This is a genomic window from Gardnerella sp. KA00255 (genome assembly GCF_049244095.1).
In the GTDB taxonomy this organism is placed as follows: Bacteria; Actinomycetota; Actinomycetes; order Actinomycetales; family Bifidobacteriaceae; genus Bifidobacterium; species Bifidobacterium vaginale_F.
Map to the genome: position 1 here is coordinate 169,956 of NZ_CP058374.1, position 16,287 is coordinate 186,242.

The following is a 16,287-nucleotide window of genomic DNA, read 5'->3' on the forward strand; positions in this document are numbered from 1 at the left end:
TTATTTCCTTTCTTTAGCCATTGTTGACTGAAAAACTTTTGATAGTAATATTTGACACACGAATCCTACAGCGCATCCCACAATCCATGAGATTTGCGTAAGTGGTGAAAATATAGGAATTATCTGCCCGGAAAGAGCAAATAAAAGACCAAGTATCGTAGCAGTATAAGATATCCAATTAGTTCCAGAATAAGCAGATTTTGACGAACTATTTGTATCGTAATAAATTTGATCAAGATCAATATGAGTGTGCTTTACTACGTAATAGTCAGCAAGTAGAACACCTACAATAGGACCTAAAAGCATACCAATAAGATTTAAGAATCCTGTAATATTAGCCATAAACTTCCACGGCATTAGCACAGTGCTTACAAGAGCTGCAATAATTACGCCACGTTTATAATTTACAAATCGCGGAGCTAAAGCAGTTAGCTGGTATGCTGCAGGAACAATATTGCCAGTAGCATTTGTGCAAACTGTAGTAAGTAGAAGCAACCCAGTAGCTATTGCAATTGCAGGAAGATTATCCCACTTGTTTATGATAACAAGAACATCTGTAATAGTTTCATGGTAAAAAAGCGATCCGCCCACTAAAATAACTACGCTTGTAAAAGCAAAAAGCGCGTAACTCAGCAAGAAGCTAGCAATTTGACCTTTTAGTTGAGCCATAGTTGACTTTGCGTTTTGCGTAAAATCAGCAATAGAAACGGCAGGAGCAGCCCACACGCCCAATACAGAATTTACAACCATCATCATGAAAAGACCAAGACCGTAATTAGTTGGCGCTTGAACAGTAGCACGATATTGCATGATTGCAGATAATCCACCAGCACAGCTAATAGCCCATACGCTCATACAACCAAAAACAACGTAAATAAGTGGGCTTAATACTACAGTTAGCTTATTAAGAGTATTTCCTCCGCCTAAACCAATCGCCAAATTAAGCAACCAAAATATTGCGAAGCAAATAATAATAGGTATGTGCGAACCTACGAATGGTATTTCGTTTCCAAACGTAAGAAACCCATGGCAAATTTTGCCAACTAGAATCTCTAAAGCTTTCGCACCTATATATGTTTGAATTCCATACCAGCATATTGCAGCAACTACTCCCCTGAGGAATCCTGGTAGTTGAGCGCCTGCTTTTCCGTATGTTGCGCGCAAATGCATTGAAAACGGTATGCCGTATTTGGAACCTACAACACCGTTAGCAACCATGACAATTGCTGTAAGAATTGCGCCAAGCATGATACCAATCATTACGTAAATTGGAGAGTATCCCATTAAAAGGAACGCGCCAACTGCAGCATAATTAGGAATATTGTGTACAGACTGCATCCACAAAGTGCAGAAATTAAGAGCGCTCATTGTGCGTTTTTCTTGCGGCTTTGGCAGTAAATCTTCGTTAGTGTAGCCGCGCTCGCGGTAACATTCCAAGTTTTTGTTATCTACTGGCTCATCTTGTAACAGTTTACTAATTTGCATGCGCACCTCCTTACTTTTCTTGTTTGTATATTTGATTCTTTTTTGTGTTTTGAGTTTTTTATTTTGAGTTTTTTTGAAAGTAATAATCGCAACTTTGCTCAAAAATAAAAAAGATACGAAAGGATGTCGTACCCGTGGTGGTGCGCCCCTTCGTATCAGCCTCTTATTCGTGAATAAGCGTTGTACTCTCATTCGATATTCACTTTTCTTCGCTGCGATTAATTAAGCAGTGAAGTTTGCATCGTATATGCCTTTTGCGTCCTTTCTAGATTTCTATTTCTTTGGTTTTTGTTTGGTTTTCGTTATCTTTTTAGTTGGTTTTTTAGTTAGTCCTCATAAGCCAAACTATGCAGAGCATCTCGTAAAAGCTTTACTCCGTGAACAGCGTCTTGTGGATCTGTGTACTCTTCTGGAGCGTGACTAATACCATCTTTTGAAGGAACGAAAATCATTCCGGATTTTACAAACGGAGCAAAAATTTGCGTATCTTGACCAGCACCTGAATGCATGACTCTGTACGCATAACCTTGCTCATTAGCTTGATCTTTCAAAAGATTAATAATATCGTCGCTAAGTGGTGTAGGATCATCAGACATCCACTTATCAATCCGCGCTGTAATTCCATAAGACTTGGCAGTTTCGTGAATATCTTCGTCAAGTTCCTGCAAGAATTTATCAAGAAAAGCTTTATCTGTATGACGGCAGTTCATTGAAAAAGTAACTTCTCCAGGAACAATATTTACTTGATTTGGAACTACGCTGATTCTACCGAAAGTAAGTACCAGTGGGTCGCCTGCTTGCTTAGCTTTGTCAAGATTCTTGGCGATTATATGAGACATGCAATCTACTGCATCGTGCCTGTAGGACATCATTGTTGTGCCAGCGTGATTTTGTACGCCTTTAAGATGAATATCCCAACGGTGCTGACCGGCAATGCTAGTGATAATACCTAAATCTTCGTGATTGCTGTAAAGCGTTGGTCCCTGCTCAATGTGTAGCTCAATCCAGGCTTCAAGATTTGCGAACTTAGGTTGAGTTGTTTGATAATTGAACCCAGCTTCACGCATTGCTGTTTCGAAAGGAACACCTTCACTGTCGCAAATATTTTCTACGTCCTCTTTTTTGGCAAGTCCGAAGAAATTCTTTGAACCCCAGAATACGTATGGGAAACGTGAGCCTTCCTCTTCTGCTAAGCAGATAATGCGAAGACTTTTCTTTGGCTTTCCATATCTAGTAAGTAAATTCTTAATTGCTAAATAGGCTGCAACTATTCCAAGTTGGCCATCGAAACGGCCTCCTCTTGACACTGTGTCAATATGCGAGCCACAAGCTATTATGCTTTCTGGCTTTTCACATCCTTCAATAGTTGCAATTAGGTTTCCAACTTGGTCGAATTCTACAGTCATACCGAGTTTTTCAAATCGTTGACGAAGAGAAAAAAGAGCCTGTTTCCAAGATTTTGTGTAAAGAGGTCGAGTAACTCCTTGCTCTCCTGGTTTTTCTGTGAATCCTGCAAGCCAGCTTATGGCTGATTCTATAGTTTCAGCACTTATGCTGCTATCAATCATGTGCAGTATTCCTCCTCACTTGTGCAAGTTTTCCCAAAAGTGATATTCAGGCGGATATTTTTTTGGTTTTTTGTTTGGTGTTTGGTTTTTAGTTTTGGTGTTTGGTTTTTAGTTTTTTTTAATTGTTTAGTTGATACTCGTGTAATTGCTACTACTCTGTGGCAACGCAAGATATCACGAAAATCGTGATAGAAAGAAATCACTTACTGTAATTGCTCCCTACGCATGTCTTAACAAAACAGGTTCAAAGGGTGTTTCTCAACTGTTTCCAGTACCCCTGCAATTTTCACTTGTACTCGGATGAGTATAGCACGATATTAAATGAACTCAAAATGAACATTAGTATGTGTGTTTCTGTGAAGAAATGATTGGTTGCTTGCTTAGCTGGTTGGTTGGTTGGCTGATTGACTGACTGGCTGGATGGTTGGTTGACTGGTTGACTGACTGGCTGGATGGTTGGTTGGTTGGTTGACTGCTATGAAATATTGCTTCCACTTAGGGCCACATTTGTGTTCGCATGCAAAAAATTTTCATATGAAAGTTAGAAAATAAAAAAATAGCCAGATAACAAAAAACGCAGCGATTTTACACTGCGAACATATTGTGGGTGATATAGGAATCGAACCTATGACCCCTTCCGTGTGAAGGAAGTGCGCTAGCCGCTGCGCCAATCACCCAAAATTTTTTTAATTATGCGTGAAAGGCATTCCTTTCGAGTGGGCGATACAAGGTTCGAACTTGTGACCCCTTCCGTGTCAGGGAAGTGCGCTACCACTGCGCCAACCGCCCGGTTGTGATGCTAGAAACTAAGTCTCTAACTTCGAGGTGGGTACGAGAGTCGAACTCATCTATACGGCTTTGCAGGCCGCTGCCTAACCGCTTGGCTAACCCACCGTAAGGTCGAATAACTCATCGGACCTAGAGCGGACAACGGGACTCGAACCCGCGCTCTCAACCTTGGCAAGGTCGCGCTTTACCAACTAAGCTATGTCCGCGATGCATTCTTACTGACAATGTCAGCGCCGAAGCACGAGTAACTACTATACCCGAAATATTTACAAATGCAAGCTTTGTGTTTTTTGGCGTGTCGTTTTGTGTGCGTTTTTCGACAGTTTTGGCTTGTGTTTTGTTTATTTCACCAGTTGATTTGGTGTTTTCGACAGTCTATAGTAGTTCGCCTGCCTTCCAATACAAAAACCAAACTGTGCAGTAATAAATAGCCGCGATTGAGCATTACTAGTGCATTGTTACTGTTTTGAAAGCCAACAAATAAAGGAGCCCACACAACGCCTAAGGTGAGTAAATCACCGACTGCATGAAGCCGACTTTCAACGCAGGAAGACTCCTATACTTTATGCTACCCAATAGGGTAAGCGGCAAAAATATTGTACACTAACTGCAGTGTGCTAGTGCCCAATATGATTTATTTCTTTGCTATGTTACTTTCAGATTTCCACTTTTCTATAAGTTGCAACGCTTCTCTATCATAAACATGGTCAAAATCGCCGTTATTATTTTCATAATTCAGTACAAACGACGCTAATTTTATTTGTTCTTCTTTAGTAAATTCATCTAATCGACTTTTATCAAAATTTTTTATAGAAGCATAAAATTCTTGTTCAGAAGTAAAATCAAGACAATTCTCTGAATAAAATTTCCAGTCCATTGAACTATTATATGTTGTTAAGCATAAGAATTTAAGCTTATTTACATCATCTTTAAACAGATTTTTAACGTACTCTTCAGCACTTTCACTATCTAATTTTTTCCATAAGCAAAATATTCTATCCAATCCAGCTATACTTAAAATGTTTTTAGAATTTGAGATTGATTTAATTTTTTCTACATAAATTTTTCCAATATTTTTTAGGTGTTCAAGAGTTATAATTTGCAAATTTTTATCTTCATCGTCAGATTTTCTACAATCTTGAACTATTTGATTAAGAAGAATAGACCTTGCTGCAATATTAGTTTTATCAATATTCTCAACAATGAAATTGATAATTTCATAACGTACTTCCTCTTCTTTAATAGAAATTATCATATTGACTACAATATTATTTGAATAGTAATCTGCTAATCTACTTTGATCTACAAATTCATTTTGAAGCCCTAATAAAACATATGCAATTAAATCGAATCTATTATTTGATATTTTGTTATCTCTAAACAATGAGTCTACATTTTCCAAAAAGTATAGGATATTGCCATTTTTATTAAATTCGCTAACCTTTTGCGAAAGTATTAATTTACTATAACTGTTCACGCATTTAATAATTTCTTCTCTTGGAATTTTTATATCAGATAAATTAAAGCTAAAATATAAACCTATTGTTTTTGTAGATCCAATACGTTTCCTGCTAATAAGTTCTGATTCTGATATATCTTCATTGATTAATTTATGATTTGTATCATACGCAAATGTGGGAAACAGAATTGAAACAATATCAAAAGCCATTTTGTTATACAATCCCAAACTTTCAAATTCTTGATTACATTTTTCAATATATTCAGATAATCCAAATTGTTTTAGTAATGAAGAATTAATATCTCCACGACAAATTAAATCTTTATTGTTAAAGATCCATTCATATAACTTAGGCTCGAAGATTTCTATTGCAGTAATGGCTAATAAATCAACAAATGATGTTTCTTCACATAAAGCGCCATATTTGAATTGGAAAGAATTTAGCAACCTATTAATATCTCTTATATTTTTGATATATGGATTCACGCAATTTTCAAGTACTGTTTCAAAATAATTATTGTTTTCAAATTTTTCTTCGCAATCATTTTTGTGTATAATTCTGCTGAGTCTATCTTTTAGGATTTCAGGCAGTAGCGATTTATCAATTTCGGGAACTTCAAAAGAAACTTGAACAATTTTCTTTAAATATTCATACCCGTAAATATCGTTACATTCAGACAAAGCATCGCAAACAATTTCCCTATCCATTGTAAGAACATAAATTATGTTGGGAAAATCGCCTACTTGTTTAACCAATTGGAAAATATCTTTAATTTGAGGAGTAGTCAATCTATCTATATCATCGATAAAAACAATTATTTTGTGGTTAAAATCTTCTAGCGCCTCACACAATTTTTCTTTAGCGTCATTCAAACTAGGAGCTTGCATCAATTTAGCTCCTTTTGATTTGGAAATAGTTTTCAATATAGGAGCAATTGCAGGCCCAGCTACTGGAACAAATGATAAAACGTCAATAATATCGGAATATTGACTTATAGCCTTTCCGATTTTTTCTTTATTCTCTTCGTCTTTAGCTACACCTAATTTATTCTTCAATTCATAAAAGAACAAACTGATTAAATTGTTCTTGTCGGAATAATTCCATGGCGAAAATCTAATAATTATTGGATTATGATTTTGATCTTCTTCAGTTTTTTGTGAAGTAAAAATTTTTTTGATTCTTTTGTTTACTCTTGAATACCATTTTTCTTTTTCTGCTTTTTGGGCTTCGTTTTCGTCTACTGGAATCTCGGATATTGCCATGTTAATAATAGATGTCTTACCGCTACCCCACTTTCCATACAAACCGATTACAAGACCATCTTTGCTATCATACTCGCAAATCGATTTTCCAAATTGTTTCGCAAAATCAGATCTTCCCAATAAATCTTCATCAGCTCTTTCAATAGGTTTATCAGCGACGTAGCCCATATGCCTTCTCCCTACTTTTGCAATTTCAGTATTTCGTATAATAATTTACATTCTAATCATTTATACAAATTATTCTTTGGCTAATCCTTACATATTACGTATTTCAAAAATTGAGCTACAAGCCAAAGATTTTGAAAATGCTATCGCATAAAACGCAAACTGGAAGATAGAGCATTGCGGATTGAAAATCAATGTTATGGCTTTTACAATCCTGACCAATAAAAAAGAAGACAGTTACGTTCCAGATTCTTCTACGTGAGTTCAGAAGATATTCACAGCAATTAATTTCGATATTATAATACTTTTATCTTTCCTATGATAAAAGCAATAGGTTTATAGTTTACGTAACTTAATTAAGTACTTTTACAGCCTTCATTGCAATACTGATATTTTAGATTGTAATATAAATAAAATAAGGCTTTAAAGAATTGAGAGAATATTTTGAATAGCATTCAGTCATTATGCATTAACATTAACTTAAATAATTTGGTAAATAGCATAATTATTTCAGTTGCATCTTCTCTTTTAATTACAGGCTTATATTTTATTTTCCGCGCTTTTAGATTAGATAAAATTGGTCAATATATATTGCCTGAGAATAATAAAATTTCATATGTTGAACTTGACTTAAATAAACAGATTGTGCGTAACATAGGAATGGAAGCTGCAACTGATATTGAATTATTCAAAATTAATTTTCCTTTAGATAATAGTTTTAATTACATGAATGTAGCGCATATATGTACTTTGCCAAATTTAATTCAAAATCAAAAAGAAGACATTCAATATATCCCAGATGATTGTTTAACTGTTCATGAATATTGTTTTCTTATTCAATACTCAAATATTTCAGGAATGTACTTTTGGACTTTAATAATTCCAACTAGCCCACGAGGTGACAACTTTATTCAAATCAATCCCCATTTTATAAAAGATAAATATAAACTCAATATTGCTAGTAATAAATGCAAATGTCCAAGATGTATAAAGAGTGCAGTGTTAAAAGACCAGAAAAAATACAATGGCTAAAATTGTTGCGTTAAGGAAACAGTTTTGATACACAGGTGCGTAATATTCTCAAGCGAAATTATCAATTGCTGCATTGGTTTATAGTACTAAAATTGCAAACAATAAATTATGGTCATTTACATTTGTATATTAAAATATTCTCATTAAAAGTAGAAACTTAGTTGGAGATTAAGAGATTATGGAAGATAAAAGTCTTGATTTAACTAAACCAGTTCTTGGTTTTTTGAAGACAGAGAATAATGATTCTTCTGAAACTGTAGTTATGCTACATGATAACGGAATGAAATTCGAACTGTCTGTATTATTCAAAGAGCTTAGTGGTCAAATTTTTAGGTGGTTTTTAGGAAATAACGTTATACATGTAAACTCTGATGCAGGAGATGAAATAATAAATAGATTGCCTATACCTCATATTTTGCAAGTTTTATCTCCAAATAAGACATATACATTAGTTGGATGTAGATGTGTAAAATCATCTACGAATGTAATGCGTCAAATTGGAATTGGAACAATTACATGCGACTACATAATCGTTGGTTCGAATGAAAAACAATTCAAAAAAATAAGTAATTTGCGAACAAGTTGTTCAAACCTATATGATTGGTTTACATCGGGAGGAATTAGCGTTAGTAATCTTTCCGATGATGGCGAAAGTATAAAAATAGATATTAAAAAATCTAGTAGCAAAGAGTTATGCAAAATAAATTCAACGCCAAATGAAAGCAATAAATCACTCATCAGTCTGTCGCTTGCTATCGATCAGCAGGTAAGAAAAATATCAAAAAATGGCAGTATTGTAAGCTTTACAGAAGAAGCATTTATTGAGACTGATAGTGAAGCTGAATTGAATTGGGAAAAGCATATTTCAATTCATAAGTGGATTTTAAATCTTATCTCTATATCTAAATTAGAGCGATGCGAATTTTCAAAAATGGAAGTAGGTGTGGAAAACAATAATACTTGCAATGATTTAACAGTAAAATGGTTCCATGTTCTTCATCATTTAAATGCTCATGCGCAAAGCATTGATAAAAAGCATAATAAACAATTCTTGTTTGATTTTGACGATATTAATATTTATGGAATAGAAAAATGGTTTGAATTATTGCAAATATATGGAAGAGCAATGGGAATAATATCTCACATAGCAAAAGAACAAAATAATCTTCCAGTTGAATCTGTGAATATAATCTTAGGTGTTGCACTGGAAGATATTGGGTTGGGAATAATAAAAAGCAAAGGACAAAAAGATAGAATGAACAAAAACGGTGGATTGGCATGTTTTACGTGCGCATTACACGCGATAAAAGACGAATTTGGCGAATGCTTTCCAATAGATATCGAAGATTTTGATTGGGCAAAAGAAACGAATGATATTTATAAGAAAAATAAACATGCTGATGCTAACAAAAATATGGAAAAAACTCCAAAAGATTATGAGAAAATGTATAGAATTAATATTTGCTCTATAAATATTATTAGATTGTGGATTGGCAAGCAGCTTGGAGTTGATCTACAGACAATGCTTAAAAGACTTAATTCGAACATATTTAAATACAATGAGACATCTATATAAAACAACTTTAAACGTTATATAGCGTGTTCTGTGAGAGTTTCAAGCGCATCTAAGCCACTTAACTTATGTTCTGCATCTAATGCGTCCCAGTATATTGAATCTTTAGTAAGTTTTGATTTTAGAAATCTTAATCTTTTATAATCATTCTTACTATGCAATCGTTTAGCTTCAGAATCTGGATCGTCTATTAAAGATGCTATTAGAGCTGCATCATACAAATGCTTTTCCCTGTCCCCCATATTATCTGCCTTATATGCAGCACTTTTCAATATTAGCGCTCCAAGTAAATCTGGGATTCTTAGCATTGCTTCACTATTTTCATGTCTATCAATAAGCATTACTAGCATGCTTCGATCTATTGCTTGAGCTCCGCCTGGCATGGATAAAAGTGGAGTATTAAAGATATTCAAAAAGCCTAATAGCTTTTTGGGAGTATGATCAGCTATTAGCACATCAACAACATCATTTTTGTTATTCCTTAATCTGGTTGCGTATCCAGTTAAGCCAGTTTGTAGTGCAAATCCCAGATTTTTTAGAGTGTTATAAACTTTACGAACATTATCCTTATTAGAAATTACATCGATCAATAAATCAGCGTCAGAGGTAGGACGTGCTGTAATTCCATTCATTATTGCGTGTAACTGAACCATAAGTCCGCCAGCTAAAAGCCATAGTGAACTATCGCACGATTTGGATAGTGCATATATCGTGCTCCACGGATGTGTGCTACTAGAAATTTCAACTGTGCGTGTAGGTACACTCATGCCAATCATTAAATTCCCCCAAAAACTCCCCAATATTGTTTCTAGATTTTAGCAAAAGGTATGATTCTTTTTTATTAATTTATCGTGTGACTAAATCTTATTTTGCTAGATTGTATTCAGTAAGCAGTTCCGAGAGCTTGTTTAATCCTGATTGGCGCTCGCGAACGTCAAGAGATTCAGCCAAATCTGCAGCGCACACTGCGATCGGCATAAAGGATTTTGCCGATGTTGCTCGAGTGTCTTCAGTAATGCGCGAAGACGAATTTTGGCGAATCAAATCGAAAACTTTAGAATCTTCAATAATGCGAAGTTTAACGTTGATTATTGAACTGTCCGCTCCGTCTTCTTTATTTTTAAGATGAAATTTATTTACCAAATCTTCTAAATTATTGCTACTTACATATCCTTCTATTTTGTCACTTTGCGTAAGTTGGAATTGTGAACGCATATTTCCGGTTGCTGCAGAAAGTATCAAGTGATTGGAAAGTTCTACTAGACGCGATTTTCTGCACCAATATTCAATCGTCTTCGAACGATTTTTAGATCGGTTAACAAGCTCTTGTGGAGTAATCGAACGCAAATATGCTTCTATACGATGCTTCTGCTGCCTATTGATCCACGAAACTTCACAACTGCTAAGCATAAACAATGCTGCAAAAGCTGATGACGGAGCATATGCTCTACCGCTTTTATAGTTTTGTTGCTTATAACGATTTACAGAATCTAGTGAAATTAAAATCTTCCTACTTCCAAATGTGTACGTTGTTAGTAAATGATTCGAGCATAATGCGCTAACTCTTTGAGTGCTAACTTCTAGCCGAGATGCAGCTTCCTCACGCGTAAGAAGAGTATCATTCACAAAAATAGACATAACACAAGTGTATCAAAATTGTTGCGTTAAGGAAACAGTTTTGATACGCGCGGTTGGGTATGTAGGCGGTTTTATGCGCAATTTAAAACAATAAGCACATAATCCCTAGCAAGTTAGATAATAGACTCATGAATATTGCAGATCAGCATAAGAAGGCAACAGAATTTATTGAGCGCTGGCAAGGTCGCGGCGATGAAAAGCAGGAAACGCAGAAGTTTTGGCTTGACCTTATGCAAAATGTTTTGGATGTTCCAGATGCAATAAACAATACTGAGTTTGAGTATCGTACTGCTAACCGTGGGTACATTGATATGCTGTGCCCTGATTCTAGTTTTCTCGTTGAGCAAAAAAGTAAGAATGTTGATCTTGATAAGCCTGAAGAACGTCAAGGTGATTCTGTTACTCCAGCTGAGCAAGCTGTTAGATATTCCGACAATCTTCCGCCTAGTAAAAAACCTACTTTTATTTGTACCTGTAACTTCAATACTTTTCGTTTTTATGATCTTGAGAAAGATCCTAGAGCACAAAAGTCACCAGTTGAAGAATTTACGTTAGATAAGCTTGCTGAACATTTAACAGTATTTCGTAATATTTTTAGCGAGAACCGTTCGCGCAATTATATTGAAAAACAGCTTTCTGAAAAGGCAGGATCATTAGTAGCTGACTTGCACAACGAACTAGAAGAACAGTATGAAAATCCAGATAGTGAAGAAGAACATCATTCTTTAGCATTGCTAACTGTTCGTATAGTGTTTTGCTTATATGCTGAAGATGCCGGATTGTTTACGAATCATATCTTCAGTAATTATATTCATAACGCGCAAGCTAGCGATCTTCGCAGGAAACTTATTGACTTATTTAATACTCTTGATACTAAAGAAAAAGATAGAGATAGATATCTTGAAAATGAGTTACAACAGTTTCCTTACGTAAATGGTGGATTGTTCCGTGAAAATATTGAGATTCCGCAGCTTACTGAGCCAATTAGATATGCTATTCTTCAGGCTGGAGATGATTTTGATTGGCATACAATCAGCCCAGTTATTTTTGGCTCTTTGATGGAAGAAACATTAAGCCACGATCAGCGACGAAAAGGCGGAATGCATTACACTACTGTGAAGAATATTCACAGGCTTATCGATCCACTATTTTTAGACGAATTAACAAATGAGCTTACAAAAATTGAAAATGATCATGCAATTTCTGAAAAAGTTCGTAAAAATAAACTTGAGAAGTATCAAGATAAGCTTGCAAGCCTTCAGTTTCTAGACCCCGCTTGCGGTTCAGGCAATTTTTTGACTGAGACATTTCTTTGCTTAAGAAAGCTTGAAAATAGAGCTATTGAGCTTATGCTTAGTGGTCAAGGTTACGTTGATTTAGGAGATAAAAATAGCCTCATAAAAGTAAGTATTGATCAGTTCCATGGTATTGAGATTAATGATTTTGCGGTGTGCGTTGCTAAAACGGCATTGTGGATTGCTGAGCAGCAAGCTTTAGACGATACCGAAAGTATTGCAGAATGTGCTTTGCCTCATCTTCCTTTGCATGATTCAGGAAATATTGTTAGAGCAAATGCTTTGCAATACGACTGGAATGATTTGCTTCCTGCAGATAAGTGTTCGTATGTGATTGGAAATCCGCCATTTGTGGGGCATCAGCAAAGAACTGAACAAATAAAGCAAGATTTAGAAAATGTATGCGGAAAATCTAAAGGCGGAGATTTAGATTACGTTGCTGGTTGGTATTTTAAAGCTGTTCAATATTTGCGATTTAACTATTCAGCAAAATTTGCTTTTGTGTCAACTAATAGTATTACTCAAGGTCAGCAAGTTGCTCCGTTGTTTGAATATATTATTAAGGAAAACGGTTGGAATATACTATTCGCGCATAGAACTTTTGCTTGGAATGCACAATCTACTGATAATGCGAATGTGCATGTTGTAATCATTGGTTTTACACATGTAAATAATTACACTCCAAAACTATATTATTATAAGAAGATTAATGGTGACCCAATATTGACATATCCTAAGCGTATTAATGGATATCTTATTGATGCACAAGACGTATTCGTAAACGCAAGAAGTCAAAAACAAGGGCCATTATCGCCGAATCTTTCACTTGCTAACTTTGGTTCTATGCCATTAGATGGTGGGAATTTACTTCTTAACACAGATGAAGAATATGATGAAGCAATGAAAGATCCTATTGCTGCTAAATATGTGCATCCTTTCCGTATGGGTAAAGAACTTATTAATAATATTGAACGCTGGTGTTTATGGCTTGTTGACGCTGAGCCTGCTGAAATGCGCATGTCAAGTTTTATTAATAAGCGAATACAAAAGATAAGAGAAATTAGATTAAAATCAACACGTAAGGCTACACAAAAATATGCTTCTACGCCGTGGTTGTTTGGAGAGAACCATCAACCTAGTTGTTCATATTTAGCTATTCCGAGTGTGTTCACTAGTCAACGAGAATACGCTACATGTGATTGGTATAGTTCAGATATTATTGCTGGGAATAAAATCTATACCTGCATAGACACAGATGGATTTAATTTTGCAATTATAGAATCGTCTATGTTTATGACTTGGCAAAAAGCTGTTGGCGGCAGATTGAAAAATGATTGTAACTTCTCCAACACAGTCGTTTGGAATAATCTTCCACTTCCAGAGCTTACAAGTGATATGCGAGCAAAAGTTATTGAAGCAGGTAAAGCAGTACTACAAGCGCGCGCGAATCACACAGGCCAATCCCTAGCAGACTTATATGATCCAATGTGCATGCCTCAAGATTTGCGCAAAGCTCACAACGAGCTAGATAAAATAGTAGATGTTGCTTTTGGTGCTACAAAGCCTTGCACTAATAACGACGAGCGACTAGAAATTCTCTTCAAATCCTATATTCGTATGACTAAGGAATGAATTTAATATAAATAAACTGAATAAAACAAAGAACCAATCTGTAGTTTCTACAAGTCAGGATTTATGTTTAGTGATCATTTAAAAAATTATTAACCGTTTTTTGATTAATAATGATAGACTATTAGAACAAATGGATTGGGAGTACTCGGTCGGCGGGAAAAGCTCTAGGCATAAAACCTAGAGCTTTTCGCTTTTTCTTTGACTATAACTCGCCTATAATTCTATATGTGCGACAAGCTTACTTCACTATAGGAAGTGTTGATTGCTGTTAGCAAAGGGTCACCAGTTTTGTGTGTCCCAATGCTAACATATCTACCTTAAAAAATGTCGTTTTGTATACGATGCTTCATTGGGAAATATACACCACTGTTACAAATAATATCATCAATTATATGAGCAGTTTTTAATACTGCTTTATCTCCGCGAGAAAGTTGAGATGATTCCAATGATTTATCAATCATTGCAGCGCGTGAAGCGATAAATAATGCAATATCGATCATTTGTAATCCAAAGTATTGTCTTGAGTCTTCCCAATGGAATGGCATCACAATATGAGAAAGATTTGAATCATAAAAACCCTCTGTATTTCCATTCTTTTGGTATTGCTTAATGCGGCCTTCATGTGCCTCAGGATCAGCCACTTTATCAGCGACAATAGTTATATCAGTTTTATATAATTCAGCAATAAAATTAACTCGCTCGAGACAATATTGAAGTGCAACATCGTGAGGTGTATGAGCATGTTCTTTATATCGTTGTTTTAATTCAGTAGCAGCAACACCGCGAATAATAACTTTTGCGCATGATTTTGCCAAGATACGCATTGCAGATTTATAAATACCAGTGGATTGCGCATATAGTCCACTCATGCATTCCCAATCATCCTTGAACTGGAACATGCAATGACCATGAAATTCAACATTACTTGGAACATTAAATTTTTTTATAACGCTTTCTTTTAATTTTGCAAGCTCCTGTTCTATAAATTCTTTTTGCTGCTCGTCAACAATTAACGCACCAATATAATATATATCTCCGCCAATTTTTCTATCTACAGGCGAATGAGATTCATCAATATAAGCAGTTAACATGTAATTATTATCGCACATTAGTATTTCAACCATCAAGTTAGAAAAAATAATGTGCATAACTCATATAAATTACTGCTATATTTACTACAAATTGTTGCATAAAATAGTAGCAATATTAAAAACAACTTCATATTCGTACTAAAATATTGCGAATATATTCTTCTAGTTATTTAATAATTGTGTTTATAGCATGTTTTATATTAAAAAACTATTAATACAACACATAGTTATAAAATTTGTAAAAACATCAAAATTTGTATATACTTATATATACGACAAGCTCACTTCACTATAGGAAGTGTTGATTGCTGTTAGCAGAGGGTCACCAGTTTTGTGTGGCCCTCTAGCATATTCATTCTTCTGAAACAATACGCAGTTAAATTGTGAATCTTCAAGCATATTTATCGCAATTGTGTGGTTGCGCTATATACGGGTAAGCGGATCCAAGGTGCGTAAAGCTAAGCTGATGAATATAGCGCACTAACGTAGTGCACTACTGCTGAGCACGCATATAGTTGCACCCACAATGGAAAAAGCATGTAAAAAGTCAAGTAAAATCTGCAAATTGCTCAATATTTGTAAGAATTATATATTCTATAGGAGAATAAAAATACGAAGGATAAAATCATTGTCGTTCAAAAACGAATTCGCCGACAGTATCCTTTTTACCTGGATCTATGCTTACTGTTATGAAGTTCCCTTTTTTGTTGTCGTGCGTATCTGAGAAAACACCAGAAGAAGTAAATTTAGAAGAATCCGCAGTAAATGTAATTACAGAATCACTGAGCTTCCAACTTCCAGAAAATGTGCCGTCATTATTCGTATACATGTATGTACCGTCATCTTTTATTTTTAAAATACGCTCAGGATTTGCATAGTCGTGATCTGGATTATATTTATACCAAGTTCCTGCAACTTTCGATGAACTACCACAACCTGCTAATGAAACGCAAAAACTCAGCAATAGCATCATAATTAAAGCCGAGGATGAGAATTTACAAATTACTTTTTTCATATTCATGCCCTCCTAAGTGTTATTTATATAATATGTATTCGTTTACTAGTCGTCAATGATTACACTCAAGTACTATAGGAACACAGCTTAAAGTCGTGCGCGCTAAATCGTTTAACGATAACCTTCGTTGAACAACGCTAAATCAAGGGGAAAAGCGCGAATCACCCAGGCCAATCTCTATCAGACTTGTATGATCCAATGTGCATGCCTCAAGATTTGCGAAAAGCTCACGAGGAGCTCGCGACGAGTTAGATATGACTAAAATTGAGATATAAAAACCAG

At 35.2% G+C, this 16,287-nt stretch carries 10 protein-coding genes, 4 tRNA genes, 1 pseudogene and 1 riboswitch; of the genes and pseudogenes, 4 read left to right on the plus strand and 11 right to left on the minus strand.

What is annotated here, in order from left to right; translation table 11 throughout:
• The 7 genes from allW to HXT51_RS00710 all read right to left on the minus strand — a co-directional run bounded on the left by allW (position 1) and on the right by HXT51_RS00710 (position 6,732).
• Positions 1-1,485, minus strand: coding sequence for an allantoin permease (gene allW, locus HXT51_RS00680; protein WP_421776537.1), 1,485 nt, complete (start codon positions 1,483-1,485; stop codon positions 1-3).
• Positions 1,486-1,811: 326 nt separating this feature from the next.
• Positions 1,812-3,053, minus strand: a complete 1,242-nt coding sequence (locus HXT51_RS00685; protein WP_415705711.1) for a hydantoinase/carbamoylase family amidase — start codon at positions 3,051-3,053, stop codon at positions 1,812-1,814.
• A 199-nt stretch (positions 3,054-3,252) separates the two neighbouring features.
• Positions 3,253-3,342: riboswitch (TPP riboswitch) on the minus strand.
• Between the two features lie 315 nt (positions 3,343-3,657).
• Positions 3,658-3,730, minus strand: a tRNA-Val gene (locus HXT51_RS00690).
• Positions 3,731-3,770: 40 nt separating this feature from the next.
• Positions 3,771-3,842: transfer RNA gene (locus HXT51_RS00695), tRNA-Val, on the minus strand.
• Between the two features lie 34 nt (positions 3,843-3,876).
• Positions 3,877-3,947, minus strand: a tRNA-Cys gene (locus HXT51_RS00700).
• Between the two features lie 28 nt (positions 3,948-3,975).
• Positions 3,976-4,048: transfer RNA gene (locus HXT51_RS00705), tRNA-Gly, on the minus strand.
• A gap of 428 nt (positions 4,049-4,476) precedes the next feature.
• Positions 4,477-6,732, minus strand: coding sequence for a KAP family P-loop NTPase fold protein (locus tag HXT51_RS00710; RefSeq protein ID WP_421776538.1), 2,256 nt, complete (start codon positions 6,730-6,732; stop codon positions 4,477-4,479).
• A gap of 441 nt (positions 6,733-7,173) precedes the next feature.
• On the opposite strand from HXT51_RS00710, the gene HXT51_RS00715 reads away from it, so the two are divergent.
• Positions 7,174-7,761 (plus strand): hypothetical protein, encoded by a 588-nt coding sequence (locus HXT51_RS00715; RefSeq protein WP_421776539.1) that lies wholly within the window; start codon positions 7,174-7,176, stop codon positions 7,759-7,761.
• A gap of 178 nt (positions 7,762-7,939) precedes the next feature.
• The gene (locus tag HXT51_RS00720; protein WP_421776540.1) at positions 7,940-9,337 is read left to right on the plus strand and encodes a hypothetical protein; all 1,398 of its coding nucleotides are present in this window, start codon (positions 7,940-7,942) and stop codon (positions 9,335-9,337) included.
• A gap of 14 nt (positions 9,338-9,351) precedes the next feature.
• Here the strand turns inward: HXT51_RS00720 and HXT51_RS00725 are convergent, their stop codons facing one another.
• Positions 9,352-10,110: a hypothetical protein gene (locus HXT51_RS00725; RefSeq protein WP_421776541.1), complete on the minus strand. Its 759-nt coding sequence runs from the start codon at positions 10,108-10,110 to the stop codon at positions 9,352-9,354.
• An 88-nt stretch (positions 10,111-10,198) separates the two neighbouring features.
• Positions 10,199-10,972, minus strand: a complete 774-nt coding sequence (locus tag HXT51_RS00730; RefSeq protein WP_421776542.1) for a DNA-binding protein — start codon at positions 10,970-10,972, stop codon at positions 10,199-10,201.
• A gap of 134 nt (positions 10,973-11,106) precedes the next feature.
• Here HXT51_RS00730 and HXT51_RS00735 point away from each other — a divergent pair, with 134 nt between their 5' ends.
• Positions 11,107-13,899, plus strand: a complete 2,793-nt coding sequence (locus HXT51_RS00735) for a class I SAM-dependent DNA methyltransferase (protein ID WP_421776785.1) — start codon at positions 11,107-11,109, stop codon at positions 13,897-13,899.
• Between the two features lie 317 nt (positions 13,900-14,216).
• Here the strand turns inward: HXT51_RS00735 and HXT51_RS00740 are convergent, their stop codons facing one another.
• Together HXT51_RS00740 and HXT51_RS00745 are read right to left on the minus strand one after the other, a co-directional pair.
• Positions 14,217-15,047, minus strand: coding sequence for a DUF3800 domain-containing protein (locus HXT51_RS00740; RefSeq protein WP_421776543.1), 831 nt, complete (start codon positions 15,045-15,047; stop codon positions 14,217-14,219).
• 568 nt (positions 15,048-15,615) lie between these two features.
• A complete protein-coding gene (locus tag HXT51_RS00745; RefSeq protein WP_421776544.1) occupies positions 15,616-16,005 on the minus strand; it encodes a hypothetical protein in 390 nt (129 codons plus the stop codon).
• 156 nt (positions 16,006-16,161) lie between these two features.
• Between HXT51_RS00745 and HXT51_RS00750 the strand changes: the two are divergent.
• Positions 16,162-16,245: pseudogene (locus HXT51_RS00750) on the plus strand (type IIL restriction-modification enzyme MmeI); the annotation flags it as partial.
• Positions 16,246-16,287: the final 42 nt, after the last annotated feature.